The organism is Micromonospora sp. NPDC000668, from assembly GCF_042897975.1.
Lineage (GTDB): Bacteria > Actinomycetota > Actinomycetes > Mycobacteriales > Micromonosporaceae > Micromonospora.
This window is the reverse complement of record NZ_JBIAYP010000001.1, coordinates 888,620-905,267: the sequence shown is the minus strand read 5'-3', so window position 1 is coordinate 905,267 and position 16,648 is coordinate 888,620. Positions and strand designations below refer to the sequence as shown.

The following is a 16,648-nucleotide window of genomic DNA, read 5'->3' as shown; positions in this document are numbered from 1 at the left end:
ACACCATCCGCGTCCCGACCAGTCGAGACTGGGGGCCACTCACTCACCCAGGTATGTGCATGCGCTGATGAGGAGGCCGCTGTGAGAGAGACCAGCAGGTACCGGGCCGCCGCGCGGATGATCGCCGCGATCGGCGTCGTCACGCTCGTTGCCGCCTGTTCCGGCAATGGAGGCGCCAACGGCGGCGGCGACGCCGCAGGCTACCCGGACCAGAACATCACGATCGTCGTGCCGTTCAGTGCGGGCGGCCCGACGGACACGGTCACCCGAATGATCGCCGAGCCGATGGCCGCCAAACTCGGTGGCAAGGTCGTCGTCCAGAACGTCGAGGGCGCGGGCGGTACGGTCGGCGCCGGCGAGGTCGCGCGGGCCGAACCGGACGGCTACACCGTGCTCATGCACCACATCGGCATGTCGACGGCACCCGCCCTGTACAAGGACCTGGGCTACAAGCCGCTCGAGGACTTCGAGATGGTCGGGCTCGTCACCGAGGTGCCGATGACGGTCGTCGCCCGCAAGGACTTCGCGCCCACGACACTCCAGGACCTCGTGACCCACGTGAAGGCGAACGCCAACAAGGTCACGCTGGCCAACGCCGGCATCGGCGCCGCGTCCCACCTGTGCGGCCTACTGTTCCAGACCGCCACTGGTGTGAAGCTCCAAGAGGTCCCGTACCAGGGCACCGGCCCCGCGCTGACCGACCTCGTCGGTGGCCAGGTCGACTTCATGTGTGACCAGACGACCAACACCAGCGGCCAGATCGCCGCGGGAAAGGTGAAGGCGTACGCGGTCACCACGCCCGAGCGGGTGAAGAGCCTTCCCGACCTGCCCACCACGGTCGAGGCCGGGCTGCCCCAGCTTCAGGTCAGCGTGTGGCACGGTCTCTACGTCCCGGCCGACACCCCGCAGGAGATCGTCGAGAAGCTGTCCGAGGCGCTGAAGGTGGCACTGGCCGACCAAGGGGTCATCGACCAGATGGCCAAGCTCGGCACCGCGCCGGTCCCGGCCCAGGACGCGACCCCGCAGGCGCACCGGGCCAAGCTCGAGGAGCAGCTCGGCACCTGGGGGAAGATCATCGCGGACGCCGGGGTCAAGGTCTCCTGAGGTGGAGCGTCGTCGGTCGTTTCCGGACGTCCTCGCCGGGGGAGTCTTCGTCCTGATCGGTGGTGCATTCGTGGTGGGGTCGCTCGGCTATGAGCTGGGCACCCCACTGCGGATGGGCCCCGGCGCCTTCCCGCTGCTGGTCGGCGCGACGGTGGCCGTCCTGGGCCTGGCGATCGTCATCAAGGGACTGATCGCCGGCGAGGTGATCTCGTTCGGACCGATCCCGTGGCGCGCGGTCGCCGCCATCGTGCTCGCGGTCGTGTTCTTCGGATTCACCGTCCGGCGCCTCGGATTCGTACCGACGTCGGCGGTGACCGCCCTGCTCACCACGCTGGCCAGCTCACGCGTACGGCTGGTCACAGCCGTGGCCGTGGCCGCCGGGCTGACCGTGGCCAGCACGCTCATCTTCGTCGTCGGACTTCAGCTGCGGATCCCGCTATGGGGCCCTTGGCTGGGGTTCTGACGCGGCATCCGGATTGAGGCATGGAACTTCTCGACAACCTCGCGCTGGGCTTCTCGACCGCCTTCCTGGTCCAGAACGTCCTCTACTGCTTCGTGGGAGTGCTGCTCGGGACCGCGGTCGGCGTGCTGCCCGGCATCGGGCCAACGGCGACTGTGGCGATGCTGCTGCCGATCACGTTCAGCTTCGAGCCGGTGACGGCGTTGATCATGCTGGCCGGTATCTATTACGGCGCACAGTACGGCGGCTCGACGACCGCCATCCTGATCAACCTGCCCGGTGAGTCGTCGGCGGCGGTCACCGCGCTCGACGGGCACGAGATGGCCCGCCAGGGCAGGGCCGGCCCGGCCCTGGCCACCGCTGCGGTCGGGTCCTTCATCGCGGGTACGGTGGCCACCGTCGCGCTGGCCGTGGCGGCCCCACCGCTGGCCAGCGTCGCGTTGAAGTTCGGCCCGGCCGAGTACTTCTCGCTCGTGCTGTTCGGCCTGATCGTGTCGATCGCGCTGGCGCGTGGCACGGCGCTCAAGGCGCTGGCGATGATCGCCCTCGGCGTGCTGCTCGGCACGGTCGGCCAGGACATCTACACCGGCACGCCCCGGTTCGTGTTCGACCAGCGCGAGCTGTACGGCGGCATCGACTTCGTGTCGGTCGCCGTCGGCATGTTCGGGGTGGCCGAGATCCTGCGCAACCTGGAGAACGAGCAGACCCGAACGGCGGTCGTCAGCAAGGTGAAGAACCTCTGGCCGACCCGCGAGGACCGGCGCCGGATCGTCGCCCCGATTTTGCGGGGCACCGGTCTCGGCGCCGCGCTCGGCGTCCTGCCCGGCGGTGGCCACGTGCTGGCCTCGTTCACCTCGTACGCCGTCGAGAAGCGGATCTCGAAGCGGCCGCAGGAGTTCGGGCGCGGTGCGATCGAGGGCGTCGCCGGCCCCGAGTCGGCGAACAACGCCGCCGCGCAGACGTCGTTCATCCCGCTGCTCACCCTGGGTCTGCCCGCCCACCCGGTAATGGCACTGATGGTCGGCGCGTTCATCGTCCACGGCATCACCCCCGGCCCGAACGTCATCAATGACGAACCGGCGCTGTTCTGGGGCCTGATCGCGTCGATGTGGATCGGCAACGTGCTGCTCCTGCTGCTGAACCTGCCGCTGATCGGCTTGTGGGTGCGCATGCTGCGCATCCCGTACCAGGTGCTGTTCCCGATGATCATCCTGTTCGCCGCGATCGGCACGTACTCCCTGGCCTTCAACGCGTACGACGTCTACGCCATCGCGTTCTTCGGGATCCTGGGCTACATCCTGATCAAGTGCGGCTGCGAGCCGGCGCCACTCCTGCTCGGCTTCGTCCTCGGTCCCTTGCTTGAGGAGAACCTGCGGCGGGCGCTCATCATCTCCCGCGGCGACCCGTCGGTCTTCCTGACCCGACCGATCTCCGCAGTACTCCTGGCCCTGGCCGTGGCAGCGCTCGTCGTCGCCGTCCTCCCGACGATTCGCAGGCGCCGCGAGGTCGTGTTCGCCGAGGAGGAGTAGGGGCAGCGGCGGTGGCAACCGGGCGATCCGGGGCTGAAAGGCGGCGTTGACCAGCACGACAGCATCGACGCGGTGCTGGCCGTCGATGTACGTTACCGGCGAGTCGATCTGGCGATGGTGGACGGCGGGGAGGCCGCATGGCCGGGAAACACCGTTCGTGGTGGGGTTGGGGGAACGTCGAGGACGCAGTGACCGGCGCGGAGGCGACGGCGTTGGCAACCCGGGTGCGTACCCTGCTGCCCGACGTCGACCTGACCGAGCACGTTGCGCCGCCGGTGGACGAACTCGGCCTGCGCCCACCGCGGGTCAGTCCGCCGACGTCACTCGCCAGGCTGTGCTCGACGGATCCGGCCGACCGGGCGGCGCACACCCATGGCAAGGCGTTCCGGGACGTCGTCCGCAACCTGCACGGGGATGTCCACGACCCGCCGGACCTGGTGGTCCGGCCGGTGACCGAGCAGGACGTCGTCGACGTGCTGGACTGGTGCGCGGGCCGGGACATCGCGGTAATCCCCTACGGCGGCGGCTCGTCAGTGGTCGGCGGTGTGGAGCCGCGGCTGGGTGACGCGTATCCCGCAGCGGTCAGTCTCGACCTTGGGCGCCTCGACCGGGTGCTGGAGGTGGACCCGACCAGCCGGGCGGCCCGCATCCAGGCCGGCGTGTTCGGCCCGGCGCTGGAGGACCAACTCCGGCGGTACGACCTCACACTGCGGCACTTCCCGCAGTCGTTCGAGTTCTCCACCCTGGGCGGCTGGTTAGCCACCCGCGCCGGCGGTCACTACGCCACCGTCCTCACCCACATCGACGACCTGGTGGAGTCGATGCGGGTGGTCACCCCAGCGGGCACCAGCCAGTCGCGCCGGCTGCCCGGCTCCGGCGCCGGGCCGTCCCCGGACCGTCTATTCCTCGGCTCCGAAGGCGCGCTCGGCGTCATCACCGAGGCGTGGATGCGGCTGCAGGACCGGCCCCGCTGGCGGGCGGGCGCCTCGGTGCACTTCACCGACTACGACGGGGCGGTCACCGCCACCCGGGCCATCGCCCAGTCCGGTCTGCACCCGAGCAACTGCCGACTGCTCGACCCGGTGGAGGCGCTCCTCAACGCGGGCGCCGCCACCACCGGCGGCGTGCTCGTTCTGGGATTCGAGTCCGCGGACCATCCGGTCACACCATGGCTGGACCGCGCCGTCGAGCTGTGCCGCGACCACGGCGGAACCCTGCCGGAGCCATCCCGCAGCGACGACTCGTCCGGCCCACGGCAGCGGACCGCCGCCGCCGACGCCTGGCGGTCAGCGTTCCTGCGGATGCCGTACCAGCGCGACGCGCTCGCCGCCCGGTCGATGATCGTGGAGACGTTCGAGACCGCCTGCACCTGGGACCGATTCCCCGCCTTGCGCGCGGCCGTGCTCGCCGCTGCCGGCGAGGCGCTGCGCGCCGTCGCCGCGACCGGTGTGGTCACCTGCCGCTTCACGCATGTCTACCCGGACGGCCCCGCCCCCTACTTCGGCGTGTACGCCACCGGCCGCTGGGGCGCCACCCTCACTCAGTGGGACCAGGTCAAGCATGCCGTCTCCGACGCGCTGCTCACCGCCGGCGGGACCATCACCCACCACCACGCCGTCGGCCGCGACCACCGACCGTGGTACGACCGGCAGCGTCCGGACCCGATCGCGCTCGCACTGCGCGCCGCCAAAAGCGCCCTCGACCCGTCCTGGATCCTCAACCCCGGCGTCCTCGTCGATCCCGCCCGCTGACGTCGGCTGCGGTGCGCCACCGGCTGGTGAACCCCGAACATTACGACTTGACGTACGGGATGTTATCGCTCACAGTCGATGTCTAAGGACGACGGCACCTGTGGCTTACCGGGCAAGCCCGCTTCGTCGGCCTCGAATCAGGCGTGCGCCAAGGCCATGCAGACGTCTTGTTAGCGCTGACAATCTCTGCCTGCGCCCGGCCACGCGGCGCGGTGCGCCCATCTTCGGGTAGACCGCTCGGCTCTTCGTTATTAGAGGAGGATCATGTCTGCCTTCGATAGATTTCCATCGATAGCTCTGCCACCGCTGCGGCGGCGGGGGCGGTTGCTGCGGGTCGTCGCCGCTGGCGTGGCGGCGTTGGTGGCCGGTGTTGCCGCTGCGGCGGTGGTGTCGACACCCGCCGCCGCGGCGACGGTCGACACGAGCGCGTGGTACGTGTTGATCAACCGCAACAGCGGCAAGGCCCTGGACGTGTACAACCTGGCCACAAACGACGGTGCGCGGATCACGCAGTGGGCACGGAACAACGGCAACCAGCAGCAGTGGCAGTTCGTGGACTCCGGCGGTGGCTACTACCGGTTGCGGTCGCGGCTGTCCGGCAAGGTGCTGGACGTCTACAACTTCTCGACGGCCAACGGTGCCAGCATCGTGCAGTGGACCGACGGCAACGGGACCAACCAGCAGTTCCGGTTGGCCGACTCCGACGGTGGTTACGTCCGGTTGATCAACCGAAACAGCAACAAGGTGGTGGAGGTTCAGGGCGCCTCGACCGCCGACGGGGGAAACATCGTGCAGTACGACGACTGGAACGGCAGCAACCAGCAGTGGCAACTCGTCCGCGTCGACGGCGGGGGTAACCCCACCACGCCGCCGCCCGGCACGTGCGCTCTGCCGTCGACGTACCGCTGGACATCGACGGGCTCGCTGGCAAACCCGAAGTCGGGGTGGGTCTCGCTCAAGGACTTCACCTACGCCCCCTACAACGGCAGGCACCTTGTCTATGCGACGACGCACGACACCGGAACGAGGTGGGGTTCGATGAACTTCGGCCTCTTCACGAACTGGTCCGAGATGGCCTCGGCCAGCCAGAACACGATGTCCTTCTCCACTGTCGCGCCTACGCTCTTCTACTTCGCCCCGAGGAACATCTGGGTGCTGGCCTATCAGTGGGGCGGGACCGCCTTCTCCTACCGGACGTCGAGTGACCCCACCAATCCGAATGGATGGTCATCGGAGCAGGTGCTCTTCTCGGGAAGCATCTCCGGCTCCGGTACGGGACCCATCGACCAGGCGCTCATCGGTGACAGCACGAACATGTACCTGTTCTTCGCAGGGGACAACGGCAAGATCTACCGGGCCAGCATGCCGATCGGAAACTTCCCTGGCAGTTTCGGCTCGACGTCGACGGTGATTATGAGTGACACCACGAACAACCTGTTCGAAGCCGTTCAGGTCTACAAGCTCCAGGGCCAGAACAGGTACCTCATGCTCGTCGAGGCGATCGGCTCGCAGGGTCGCTACTTCCGCTCGTTCACGGCCACCAGTCTGGGCGGCTCGTGGACGCCGCAGGCCGCGACCGAGAGCAATCCCTTCGCCGGCAAGGCCAACAGTGGCGCCACCTGGACCAACGACATCAGCCACGGCGAACTGATTCGCGGCAACGCCGACCAGACCATGACAGTTGATCCCTGCAATCTGCAGTTGCTCTACCAGGGACGTGCCCCGAACTCCGGCGGCGACTACGGACTACTGCCTTACCGGCCGGGTCTACTGACACTGCAGCGCTAATGGCGTGACGCAGGTCGGCTCAGGTGTTCTTGATATACGCCGACCGCGGCGTACGCCAAACCGCAGGAACGTTGTCACGGCTCACGATCGGGATCGAGCGGAGTTGGAAGGGCGGGCTCGGTGCAAGGCCGAGCCCGCCCAGGGCCTCGCAGAGGGGTGCGGTGCCAAACCGTTCAACCTCATGTGCGGAGTTCTCCGGTCCGCTGCGGCAGACCATCGCACCGACCCTGGTAGCAGCAGCAGCGCCGGCACGATGTGCCGGTGCTGAGTTGCGGCTGACAGGATGGACGCATGTCGGTGTTGCAGGTGAAGGTGCGTGCAGTGGTGTCCGGCGCGGACCGGTCCGGCATGCCGGACGTGCTGGTCGAGCTCGCGAGCGAGCGTGCGACGGTGCGGGAGCTGATCCGCAGGGCGGTTGAGGAGCAGATCCGGTCGTTGGGCGTCGACGCCACGCGTTGCCAGACCGTGCTCGATCGCCAGTATCTTTCCGCGGCGGAGATCCGGGCACAGGCATCCACCAGCATGGTCCGGATGCCCTCACCGCAGCTCGATTCGCCGGACGTCGCCGAGCATGTGGCTCGGGCGTGCCGGGCGTTCGAGCGGAGCGTGTTCGTGTTGTTCGTGGGAGGACGCCAGGTCGAGCGGCTCGACGAGGAGATCGTGCTTCGCCCCGGCGAGCCCGTCGTGTTCCTGCGGCTGACCGCGCTGGTCGGTGGGTGACCCGTGGTGGACGTGCCGGAGATGTACGCCGACGAGGTCCGTCGCCAGCGAGACGCCCTGTGGGGGATGGTCGACGAGGCCTCGGCCTTGGCGAAGGCCGATGACCTGCCAGGTCTGCGGGCCCACGCCAAGGAGATCCGGCGTGGGCTGGAAGCCGGCAACAGCATTGACCGTACCGGTGGACATCTGGACTCGAACGTCGGTGACATCTACGCGTCGCTGGACGACATCTACGACGCGGCGTTTCCGGTGCAGAACCGCGACGATCCGGCAGACGTCCTGGAAACGCCGTGGCCGACCGCCAGCCGTACGGCCCTGCTCGCCTCCATCGTGGATCACGTGGGCTGGCCGAAACCACCGCTCGAGCCCCTGGCCGACCGCGCAATCGCCGCCAACGACGTTCACCTGCTGCGGCTGCTGGTCCTCACTCCGCTGGGCCGCGCGAGTCGGGGGACCGTGGTGCGGGTCCTGGACGCTCTGCACGAGGTGGGCGCGCTCGATGTCGAGATCATCGAGCAGGCGTTCACCGACGACGAGTACCTGGGCAACGCCATCGTCGGACGCTCCCCGGCGGACGGCGCCGAACGGTCGATGCCCCACGCGTGCACGCCCGCTGTCCGCGACTACTTCGACGAGGTGGCCTGGCGCCTGACCTCGCCACCCGAGCCCGAGTGGGCCGCGCTACCCGAGGTGCTGGTGCCACGAGGCCTGCGGTTCGTGCTCCGGGCCATGGAGCGACCAACGGATCGCCGGATGGCCGTGCGCCTCGGCGCCGCTGAGCTGACCGATGGCGAGCGGACGGCGCTGGTGGAACACCTGCGCGATCGGCCGGCAGAGGAGCGGCGGTACGCCTTCGACCTACGGCTGCCGGCGGGTGACGCCGGGGTGCTGCTGCCACTGCTCGGGCTGCCCGGCGCGGAGCCGCTGCTGCGGCTGGTGCAGGCGACCTCCACAACGGAGGCTGTGCGGCAGGACAGGAGCGCCATCCTCGCTGCCGTGCGGCAGGCCGGCGTCGACGGTGCGCGCCGGCTGCTGCGGATCTGCCCGAGCGAGATCGTCTCCGCGGCGCTGGGCTGGAACCGCGCAGCCGTCTCCAAGCGCGTCAAGCACAACGCGCTGGCGGGCATCGCCGCTTTCGGCCTGCTGCCGCTGGCCGACGGGGAGACGGTGCTCGACCGCTACATGGCGTTGCGGGAGGTGGCGAAGCGGGGTCCGAAGCTGGGTCCGAACCGCAGGCACAGCCACGCCGCCGCGGTTGCCGTCGCCCTCGACCATCTCGCCCAGGTGACCGCTTTCCCAGACGCTGAGCGCCTGGAGTGGGACTGCGAGGCCCGCATCGCCACTGAGACGCCCGGCGACTGGCACATCGGCGACTACACCGTCGCGCTGCGTCTGTCCGATGCCGAGCCGCTCATCACGATCAGCAGGGCAGGCAGGCAGCTGACGTCGGTGCCGGCTGCCGTACGCGCCGACCCGCGGTACCCCGAGGTCCGCGAACACCAGGAACGGCTACGCGACCAGGCCCGCCGCCTACGTACCGGGCTGATCGAGCGACTCGTCGCCACCGGCGGCACCCTCGCGCCTGACGAGCTCGCCCGCCTGCGGAGCCTGCCAGCCGGCGCGGTGATGCTCCCTGCGCTGATCTGGCAGGACCAGGTGGGCACGATCGGCTTGCTCGACCAGGTCGACCTCGACGGTCCGGTCGCCGTGGTGCATCCGTCGCTGTTGTACGAGCGGGGCCTGCTCGCCCACTGGCAGGCGGAGGTCGTCCGGCACCGGATCCGACAACCCGTAAAGCAGGCCTTCCGGGAGCTGTATCTGTTGACTCCGGCCGAACGCGACGCTGTCGACGTGTCGCGACGGTTCGCCGGACACACGGTCGACGGCAAGGTGTCGGGTCAGCTGCTGTCCGGGCGCGGCTGGTCGACTCATGGCCAGTATCAGGAGCACCAGGCAACCCGGCCGGTCACCACCGAGATCACCGCCGCGCTGGTCTGCAACCTGCCCGGCTATTTCGGTGGGGGAGAGGTGGTCGTCGGCGAGTTGCGTTTCCTGGCCGCAGGCTCGGTGGTCCCCCTGGCCGACGTGCCGCCGGTGGCGTTCTCCGAGGTCATGCGGGATCTGGACCTCGTCGTGTCGGTCGCCGGGATCGACCCGGCCGGATACGCCTCACCGCTACACGGGGCGAGCCGGGCCCAATTGCTGGCCAGCCTGATCGATGATCTCGGGCTGGCCCGGGTGACCGTCGACGGCACATCGGCCGTGGTCCGTGGCTCCCGGGCCACCTATCGAGTGCACCTCAACAGCGGCAGCATTCACGTCGAGCCCGGTGGCTACCTGTGCGTGGTACCAGCCTCGTTCGGCGGCACGGCCCATCCCAGCCTGTTCCTGCCGTTCGCCGACGAGGACCGGATCACCAGCATCATTCTCAGCAAGGTGCTTCTGCTCAACGAGGACGAGAAGATCACCGACCCGACGATCCTGGCCCAGCTTGGTCCACGGGCCTGACCGCAGGTGACGCTGGACGGTCAGACCCTCGTCGGGCAGGTGCCCTCGGCGCAGGCTCAGGCGGGAAAACCGCCCGCCCGGAGCAGAGCGCCCGGGAGGTGATTGCCGAGCCTCCGTTCCAGCCAGGAGACGGCCGAGGTGACCTCCTCCAGGTCCAGGCCGGTGGGCTGCCCCATCCGGTCGAAGAGGTAGACGAGGTCCTCGGTGGCGACGTTTCCGGTCGCCGCCGGCGCGAACGGGCAACCGCCTGCTCCGCCGATGCTGGCGTCGAGGGTCGTGACGCCTGCCTGGACCGCCGCGACCGCGTTGGCCACGCCGGTGTGCCGAGTGTCGTGCAGGTGCAACCGCAGCGGTGTCCGGGATTCCGTGACCTCCCGGGCGAGGGCCAGCCGATCGGTGACATCGGAGGGTACGGCCACCCCGATGGTGTCGGCGAGAGCCAGCTCATCCGGACCTGCGTCCCGCACCCGGGTGAGCACCTCCCGCAGCCGGCTCAGCGGGACCTCACCTTCGAACGGACATCCGAACGAGGCGCCGATGGTCACCGTCGCGAACACCCCTGCCGCGCGGGCCGCCTGCACCAGCGCCGCCGCCGTGTCACAGGCCTGGGCCGTGGTCATGCCCTGGTTGCGGCCACAGAAGGTGTCCGTGGCCACGACGACGACGTTGATCTCGTCGACGCCCGCGGCCAGAGCTCGGTCCAGGCCGCGGCGGTTCATCACCAGGCCCGCGTACCGGACGCCGTCGTGGCGGGGGAGCGCGGCCATCAGGTCGTCCGCGTCCGCCATCTGCGGAACGCGGGCGGGGTTGACGAAGCTGGTCACCTCCACTCGCCGGGCGCCCGCTCGCACCGCCCGCTCGATGAGCTCGATCTTGTCGGCGGTGGTGAGTAGCGTCGCCTCGTTCTGCAGGCCGTCGCGGGGCGAGACCTCGATAATGTCGATCATTGCTGTCATCGTTCCTCCGACAGGTACGCGACGGCACTGGCCTCGCTGATCACCTCGGCGTATTTGGCCTGCAGGTCGGACAGGCTCGCCTCGTGCGGGCCGGTGGCGCGGTCCGCCACCGCCTCCCGGACCACCAGCGGGACGAGCCCGTGCTGCATCGCGTCCACCGCGGTGGCGCGGACACAACCGCTCGTGCTCACGCCGACCAGCACGACGGTGTCGATGCGCTCCGCCCGCAGGGTGGAAGCCAGCGACGTGCCGAAGAAGGCGCTGGCGTACTGCTTGACCAGCACCAGTTCGTCCTCGGCGGGCGAGACCTGCGGCATCAGCTCTCCCATCGCGCCACCGCCGGAGAAGAGCTGCCGAAGGGCGGTGACCTTCCGGACGAACAGGCCTCCGTCGACACCGCCGGGCCCGTACGCGACGCGGGTGTGCAGCACGGGAAGCCGGTGGTCGCGGGCGGCGGCGATGACCCGGCCAGCCGACTGCAGGCAGTCCGCGGACGGCAGGCACAGGGGGCTGGCCGGGTCGAAGTAGGCCCGCATCAGGTCGATGACGAGCACGGCGGGACGGGCGCCGGGCAGGAGCGCGCCCCCGAATCCGTCGTCGCTGCTGTCCGGCACGGGGCTCATCGGGCGACCGGCGGCCGAGGGGCGGGAAGACCGGTCTCCTCCAGGCACCGGTCCAGGATGGTCTCCATCGGCGGCCCCATGTCGAAGGTGGGCAGTGGGTCCGGGCGTCCGTGGCGCAGCTCGGCCCGTACCTCCTCGGTGGCCGCGACGTCGACGGTGCCGGCCTCGTCGCAGACCACGCCGAAGCGGCGGGCACCCGCAGGGGTGACCAGGCCCCGGCGGACCTCGAGGCCGACGAGTTCCGGGTCGCGGGCGAGTGGGTCACCCCAGCCGCCGCCACCCCAGGTGACGAAGTGCAGCACGTCTCCGGGAGCCACGGGCACGTCGTGCACCTTGCTGCCCAGGATCTCGGTGCCGCCGTCGGCGCGTACGAGCCACTTACGGCCGCGGGCACCGGGCTCGCCACCGTTGACCCCCCACGGATAGGTGAGCCAGCGGTCGTCGTGGATCGCGATCGTGCCGGCCTCCAGGAACCGGTAGGCCACGTCGACGCCGTTCCCGCCGCGATGTAGCCCAGCGCCGCCGGTGTCAGCGATGGTCTCCCAGCGTTCGATCCGCAGGGGGTAGTAGGACTCCAGGTACTCGCACGGGATGTTGACGAACGACGGCCACAGCGAGTGGCCGTCCGGGCCGTCCCCCACCGGCCGGCCGGGAATCCCGCCGAATCCGATCGAGTACAGCTGGAACCACTCGCCCTTGCGCTCACCGGGCCCGTATGTGCCCGAATACATGAAGTGCGGCGACGACGAGAAGCCGGCCGCGTTGAGCAGCCCCGGGTTCGTCTGACCGAGCAGACCGCCGAACAGGTCGAAGACGCGACCGATGCCGTGGTTCCGCGCGTTGAGGGCGGCGGGGTACTTGGGCTTCCAGAACGAGTCGTCGGGGATCGTGACGTCGACCAGCGGGTAGAAGCCGTCGTTCCAGAGGATCTGCGGGTCGGCCACGGTGATCATGTAGATCCCGAAGAACATCCGGACGAGGTTCTCGTTGATGTAGTAGTTGATCGGACCCTGCGCCTGCGGGCTGCTGCCGGTGAAGTCCAGCAGCACCTTGTCACCGGTACGGGTCAGGCTGAGCTTGAGCTCGTAGGGGCCGTAGCCGAGTCCGTCGTCGCAGATGTAGTCGGTGAACGACAGCGTCTCGCCCTCCTTGAAGACCGCCCCGAGCAGGGTCTTCATCGCCCGGTAGTTGCGGTCCAGGAGTTGGTCGAGCGCGGAGTTGTAGGTGTCCACCCCGAACCGGGCGCACATCTCCTGGACCCGCCGGGAAGCGGTCCGGCACGCCGCGACGATTCCGTTCAGGTCGGCGCGGTTCCAGTCGGGCTTACGCACCTGGTTGAGGATGATCCGCAGGGCGTCCTCGGCGAGCTCGCCCTTCTTGTACAGCTTGAAGGGCGGGATCACCACGCCCTCCTCGAAGATGGTGCGGGCATCGGTCGGCATCGACGCCGGTGACTTGCCGCCGACGTCGGACATGTGCCCGAACATCGCCGCCCAGCCCACGATCCGGCCCTCGAAGAAGATGGGCAGCACCACGAGCCAGTCGTTCGCGTGGCTGATCGCCGCACCACAGGAGTACGGGTCCGACGTCAGCAGGACGTCGCCCTCCTCGATGTCGCCATCGAAGTTCTCCAGGAAGTCGGGGATGGACAGCCCGAACTGTCCCACCATCATCTTGCCTTCGGGGTTGGCGATCAGCGGGAACTCGTCGTGCTGTTCACGGATCCCCGGCGACAGCGCGGTCCGGAAGAGCACTTCGTCCATCTCGTAGCGGGCGTTGCGCAGCCCGTTCTCGATCAGGTCGAGGGTGACCACGTCGACATCCACGGAGCGAAGTGGTCCGGTAGCGGTCTCGATGAGGCGTGCCATGGTCAGTTCTCCCTGTGGCTGTCGACGGGGCGGATGAGGAGGCTGCCGCTCGGGTGCACCACCGCCGTGTGTCCGGGCAGCACGAGGGTGGTGGAGTCCATCTCGGTGATGATCGCCGGACCGGGCACGACGTTGCCCGCTCGCAGCAGGGCCCGGTCGTAGCCGCCGGCCTCCACTTCGGCGCCCTCGACCCAGATGCGGTGGTGGGCCCGCAGCGCGGGGCTCGGGTCCGCGTCACCGTGCTCCAGTTCGGGCGCGGCGACCTCGGGTCGGGGACCGTGAGCGGTGGCCCGGACGGTCACCAGCTCGTGTTCGGCATCGAGAACGAAGGAGAACAGTCGCTGGTGATCGGCGTCGAACGCCGACCGCAGGGCCGCGAGCCCACCGCCGGTCCCGTCGAAGGTGTCGATGTCGATGGCCACCGGGATCTCGAAACCCTGTCCGTGGTACCGCAGGTCGGCGGAGTAGACGACGCGCTGCTCATCCTCGGGGACGCCCTGCTCGGTGAGCGTGGAGCACGCCTTGCTCGCGAGTTCGGTGAGTATCGCGCGCAGGCGCTCGTCGGTGAGTTCGTTGAAGCGGCGCACCAACGTCCGCACCGACTCGTCGCGCAGGTTGGTCGTCGCATCGCCGTAGGCGCACAGCACACCCGGCGACGGCGGGATGATCACCGGCCAGGCCCCGGTCAGTTTGCCGAGCGCGTTGGCATGGAGCGGGCCGGCCCCACCGAAGGCCACCAGCGCGTAGTCGCGCGGGTCGAAGCCCTGCTGCACCGACACCAGCCGCAACGCCCCGAACATGTTCTCGTTGACGATGTCGATGATGCCCGCAGCGGCGGCCTCGACCGACTCCAGCCCGGTGGCGTCAGCGATCGACTTCACCGCGGCTCGTGCCGCCGCACGGTCCAGCCTGATCTCGCCCCCGGCCAGGTCGGTGGGCAGGTAGCCGAGCACCACGTTCGCGTCGGTCACCGTCGGCTGGTCACCGCCCGCTGCGTACGCGGCCGGACCGGGTGCGGCGCCGGCCGACTGCGGCCCTACCCGCAGCGCCTGGGTCAGCGGTGGTACGTGGGCGATGGATCCGCCCCCGGCACCCACTGTTCGCACGTCGACGGAGGTGGCGCGGACCTTGAGGCTCCCGACGGTGGTCTCCCGACCCACCCGCGGCGTGAGCCCCTGAACAAGGGCGACGTCGGTGGAGGTACCGCCCATGTCGAAGGTCAGAAAGTCCGGGTAGCCGGCCTGCTCCGCCACCCAGGTCGCGCCGGTCACCCCGCCGGCGGGACCGGACAGCAGCAGGTTGACCGGGTTGTCCGCGGCGACGGCCGCGGAGACCAGACCACCGTCGCTGCGCAGGATGCACAGCCGGCCGTCCACCCCGGACTCGCGCAGTTGCGCTTCGAGGTTCGCCACGTAGCGGGCCACCTGCGGCTGCACGGCCGCGTTCGCCACGGTGGTGATGGTCCGCTCGTACTCGCGAAGCTCCGGCAACACCGAGGTCGACAGCGACACCGGTACGCCCGGAAGCTCCTCGGCGGACAGCTCGGCCACGCGGCGCTCGTGCTGCGGATTGGCGTAGGAGTTGATCAGGCTGACGCTCAACGCCTCGATGCCCTGCGCGCGTAGCTTGCGCAACTTCGCACGGACGTCAGCCTCGTCGAGTTCGGTCACCACCGCGCCGTCGGCGCCGATCCTGCCGACGACCTCCACGGTGTCCTCCAGGGCCGCCAGCGGCTCCGGCTTCGGCCAGATGATCCAGCCGGCCAGGCCACCCGGCACGAAGGACCGGGCGATCTGGAGCACCTGCCGGAAGCCGTCGGTGGTGACCAGCCCGACCCGGGCGCCCTTGCCCTCGAGAATCGCGTTCGTGGCGACCGTGGTGCCGTGGAACACCTCAGTGATCTCCGACATGGGCACGCCGGCGGCCTCGCAGGCCCGCTCGATGCCACGCAGCACCCCGATGGACTGGTCCTCGGGCGTGGAGGAGGTCTTGGCCCGGTAGGTCTCTCCGGTCGCCTCGTCGATCAGCAGGATGTCGGTGAACGTTCCCCCCACGTCCACGCCGAGTCGGTAGGTCATGGTTCCTCCTCAGATGACGCCGGCAGAACGCAGCGACGCCATCGCGTCGTCGTCGAGCTCCAGCAGGTCGCGATAGATGTCGTCGTTGTGCTCACCGAGCTCGGGGCCGACGTGCCGGACCCGTCCCGGGCTGTCAGAAAGCTTGGGTACGACGTTGTGCATGGCGAACTCCCCCAGACCGGGGTGGGTCAGCCGGACGATCGCCTCGCGCGAGGCGAAGTGTGGGTCCTCGAGCATGTCCCTGGCTCTGAAGATGCGGCCTGCCGGAACGCCATGGGCGTGCAGCCGCTCGAGCAGCTCGTCGGACGCGCACGTCGAGCTCCATTCGGCGATCAGGCCGTCCAGTTGCTCCATCCACCGCCCTCGGACGCTGTGGGTGGCGTACTTCTCGTCGGTGGCCAGCTCGGCTCGCCCCATCGCCTCGGCGAGCCGGCGGAACACCGTGTCCTGGTTCGCCGCGATCAGCACCATCTCGCCGTCGGCCGTCGGGTAGACGTTGCTCGGGGACACGTTCGGAAGGGTCGTTCCGGTCCGCTCCCGCTGGTAGCCGGCGATCTGGTATTCGGGGATGAGGGACTCCATCATCGCCAGCACGGCCTCGTAGATGGCCGAGTCCACCACCTGGCCTCGACCGGTACGTCCGCGCTGGTGCAGCGCCACCAGGGTGCCCAGGCAGGCGAACGTCGCCGCCAGCGAGTCGCCCAGGGAGACGCCGGCCCGGGCCGGGGGGCGGTCGGGATCGCCGGTCACGTAACGGATTCCGCCCATCGCCTCACCGATCGATCCGTATCCGGCGCGTGACGAGTACGGGCCCGTCTGCCCGAAGCCGGTCACGCGAGTGACGATCAGGCCAGGGTTGATCTCCCACAGCTGCTCCGGGGCCAACCCCCAGCGCTCCAGCGTGCCGGGCCGGAAGTTCTCGATCAGCACGTCCGCCCGCGCGATGAGCCGGCGTACCAGGTCCTGACCCTGCTCGGTCCGCAGGTTCGCGGTCACGGACTTCTTGTTCCGCGCCACCACCGGCCACCAGAGCGACTTGCCGTACGGCTTCTCGCGCCCCCATTGCCGCATGGGGTCACCCTGACCCGGGTCCTCGACCTTGATCACCTCGGCGCCGAAGTCACCCAGGAGCTGACCGCAGAACGGCCCCGCCAGCAGCTGGCCGAGTTCGATCACCCGGATGTCATCAAGCGGCAGTGGAGTGCTCATGCATCCCTCAATCAGCGTCTCTTTGCATGCAATCAGCAGGTCTGTGACTGTCGT

The 16,648-nt window shown here is 69.3% G+C and carries 12 protein-coding genes; 7 read left to right on the top strand and 5 right to left on the bottom strand.

What is annotated here, in order from left to right; translation table 11 throughout:
- The first annotated feature begins 81 nt into the window (after positions 1-81).
- The 7 genes from ACFY29_RS04080 to ACFY29_RS04050 all read left to right on the top strand — a co-directional run bounded on the left by ACFY29_RS04080 (position 82) and on the right by ACFY29_RS04050 (position 9,860).
- Positions 82-1,104 (top strand): tripartite tricarboxylate transporter substrate-binding protein, encoded by a 1,023-nt coding sequence (locus ACFY29_RS04080; protein ID WP_328418185.1) that lies wholly within the window; start codon positions 82-84, stop codon positions 1,102-1,104.
- A 1-nt stretch (position 1,105) separates the two neighbouring features.
- Positions 1,106-1,567, top strand: a complete 462-nt coding sequence (locus tag ACFY29_RS04075; protein WP_386983252.1) for a tripartite tricarboxylate transporter TctB family protein — start codon at positions 1,106-1,108, stop codon at positions 1,565-1,567.
- 20 nt (positions 1,568-1,587) lie between these two features.
- A complete protein-coding gene (locus ACFY29_RS04070) occupies positions 1,588-3,093 on the top strand; it encodes a tripartite tricarboxylate transporter permease (RefSeq protein ID WP_386983250.1) in 1,506 nt (501 codons plus the stop codon).
- A 137-nt stretch (positions 3,094-3,230) separates the two neighbouring features.
- Positions 3,231-4,844: an FAD-binding oxidoreductase gene (locus ACFY29_RS04065; RefSeq protein ID WP_386983248.1), complete on the top strand. Its 1,614-nt coding sequence runs from the start codon at positions 3,231-3,233 to the stop codon at positions 4,842-4,844.
- Positions 4,845-5,108: 264 nt separating this feature from the next.
- Positions 5,109-6,632 (top strand): non-reducing end alpha-L-arabinofuranosidase family hydrolase, encoded by a 1,524-nt coding sequence (locus ACFY29_RS04060; RefSeq protein ID WP_386983246.1) that lies wholly within the window; start codon positions 5,109-5,111, stop codon positions 6,630-6,632.
- Between the two features lie 291 nt (positions 6,633-6,923).
- Positions 6,924-7,352, top strand: coding sequence for a hypothetical protein (locus tag ACFY29_RS04055; protein WP_386983244.1), 429 nt, complete (start codon positions 6,924-6,926; stop codon positions 7,350-7,352).
- A 6-nt stretch (positions 7,353-7,358) separates the two neighbouring features.
- A complete protein-coding gene (locus tag ACFY29_RS04050; RefSeq protein ID WP_386983242.1) occupies positions 7,359-9,860 on the top strand; it encodes a DUF4132 domain-containing protein in 2,502 nt (833 codons plus the stop codon).
- Positions 9,861-9,916: 56 nt separating this feature from the next.
- On the opposite strand, the gene ACFY29_RS04045 is transcribed toward ACFY29_RS04050, so the two are convergent.
- The 5 genes from ACFY29_RS04045 to ACFY29_RS04025 are packed head-to-tail and all read right to left on the bottom strand — an operon-like array spanning position 9,917 to position 16,594.
- Positions 9,917-10,807 carry a hydroxymethylglutaryl-CoA lyase gene (locus ACFY29_RS04045; protein ID WP_386983241.1) on the bottom strand — a complete coding sequence of 297 codons (891 nt, stop codon included), beginning with the start codon at positions 10,805-10,807 and terminating at the stop codon, positions 9,917-9,919.
- Between the two features lie 5 nt (positions 10,808-10,812).
- The gene (locus tag ACFY29_RS04040) at positions 10,813-11,439 is read right to left on the bottom strand and encodes an isochorismatase family protein (RefSeq protein ID WP_355613152.1); all 627 of its coding nucleotides are present in this window, start codon (positions 11,437-11,439) and stop codon (positions 10,813-10,815) included.
- Complete coding sequence (locus ACFY29_RS04035) at positions 11,436-13,307, bottom strand: hydantoinase B/oxoprolinase family protein (RefSeq protein WP_386983239.1); 1,872 nt, start codon at positions 13,305-13,307, stop codon at positions 11,436-11,438. The genes ACFY29_RS04040 and ACFY29_RS04035 overlap by 4 nt, the downstream gene beginning before the upstream one ends.
- 2 nt (positions 13,308-13,309) lie before the next feature.
- Entirely contained in the window at positions 13,310-15,385 is a 2,076-nt protein-coding gene (locus ACFY29_RS04030) for a hydantoinase/oxoprolinase family protein (protein ID WP_386983237.1), read from the bottom strand.
- Positions 15,386-15,394: 9 nt separating this feature from the next.
- On the bottom strand, positions 15,395-16,594 hold the full coding sequence (locus ACFY29_RS04025) for a CaiB/BaiF CoA transferase family protein (protein ID WP_386983235.1): 1,200 nt from the start codon (positions 16,592-16,594) through the stop codon (positions 15,395-15,397).
- Positions 16,595-16,648 lie beyond the last annotated feature (54 nt).

What these genes read in the sequence shown, in the direction of transcription:
- ACFY29_RS04045 (WP_386983241.1), bottom strand. Translation starts at nt 10,807, where the DNA reads ATGATCGACATTATCGAGGTCTCGCCCCGCGACGGCCTGCAGAACGAG.
- ACFY29_RS04025 (WP_386983235.1), bottom strand. Translation starts at nt 16,594, where the DNA reads ATGAGCACTCCACTGCCGCTTGATGACATCCGGGTGATCGAACTCGGC.
- ACFY29_RS04030 (WP_386983237.1), bottom strand. Translation starts at nt 15,385, where the DNA reads ATGACCTACCGACTCGGCGTGGACGTGGGGGGAACGTTCACCGACATC.
- ACFY29_RS04060 (WP_386983246.1), top strand. Translation starts at nt 5,109, where the DNA reads ATGTCTGCCTTCGATAGATTTCCATCGATAGCTCTGCCACCGCTGCGG.
- ACFY29_RS04065 (WP_386983248.1), top strand. Translation starts at nt 3,231, where the DNA reads ATGGCCGGGAAACACCGTTCGTGGTGGGGTTGGGGGAACGTCGAGGAC.
- ACFY29_RS04035 (WP_386983239.1), bottom strand. Translation starts at nt 13,307, where the DNA reads ATGGCACGCCTCATCGAGACCGCTACCGGACCACTTCGCTCCGTGGAT.
- ACFY29_RS04070 (WP_386983250.1), top strand. Translation starts at nt 1,588, where the DNA reads ATGGAACTTCTCGACAACCTCGCGCTGGGCTTCTCGACCGCCTTCCTG.
- ACFY29_RS04055 (WP_386983244.1), top strand. Translation starts at nt 6,924, where the DNA reads ATGTCGGTGTTGCAGGTGAAGGTGCGTGCAGTGGTGTCCGGCGCGGAC.
- ACFY29_RS04040 (WP_355613152.1), bottom strand. Translation starts at nt 11,439, where the DNA reads ATGAGCCCCGTGCCGGACAGCAGCGACGACGGATTCGGGGGCGCGCTC.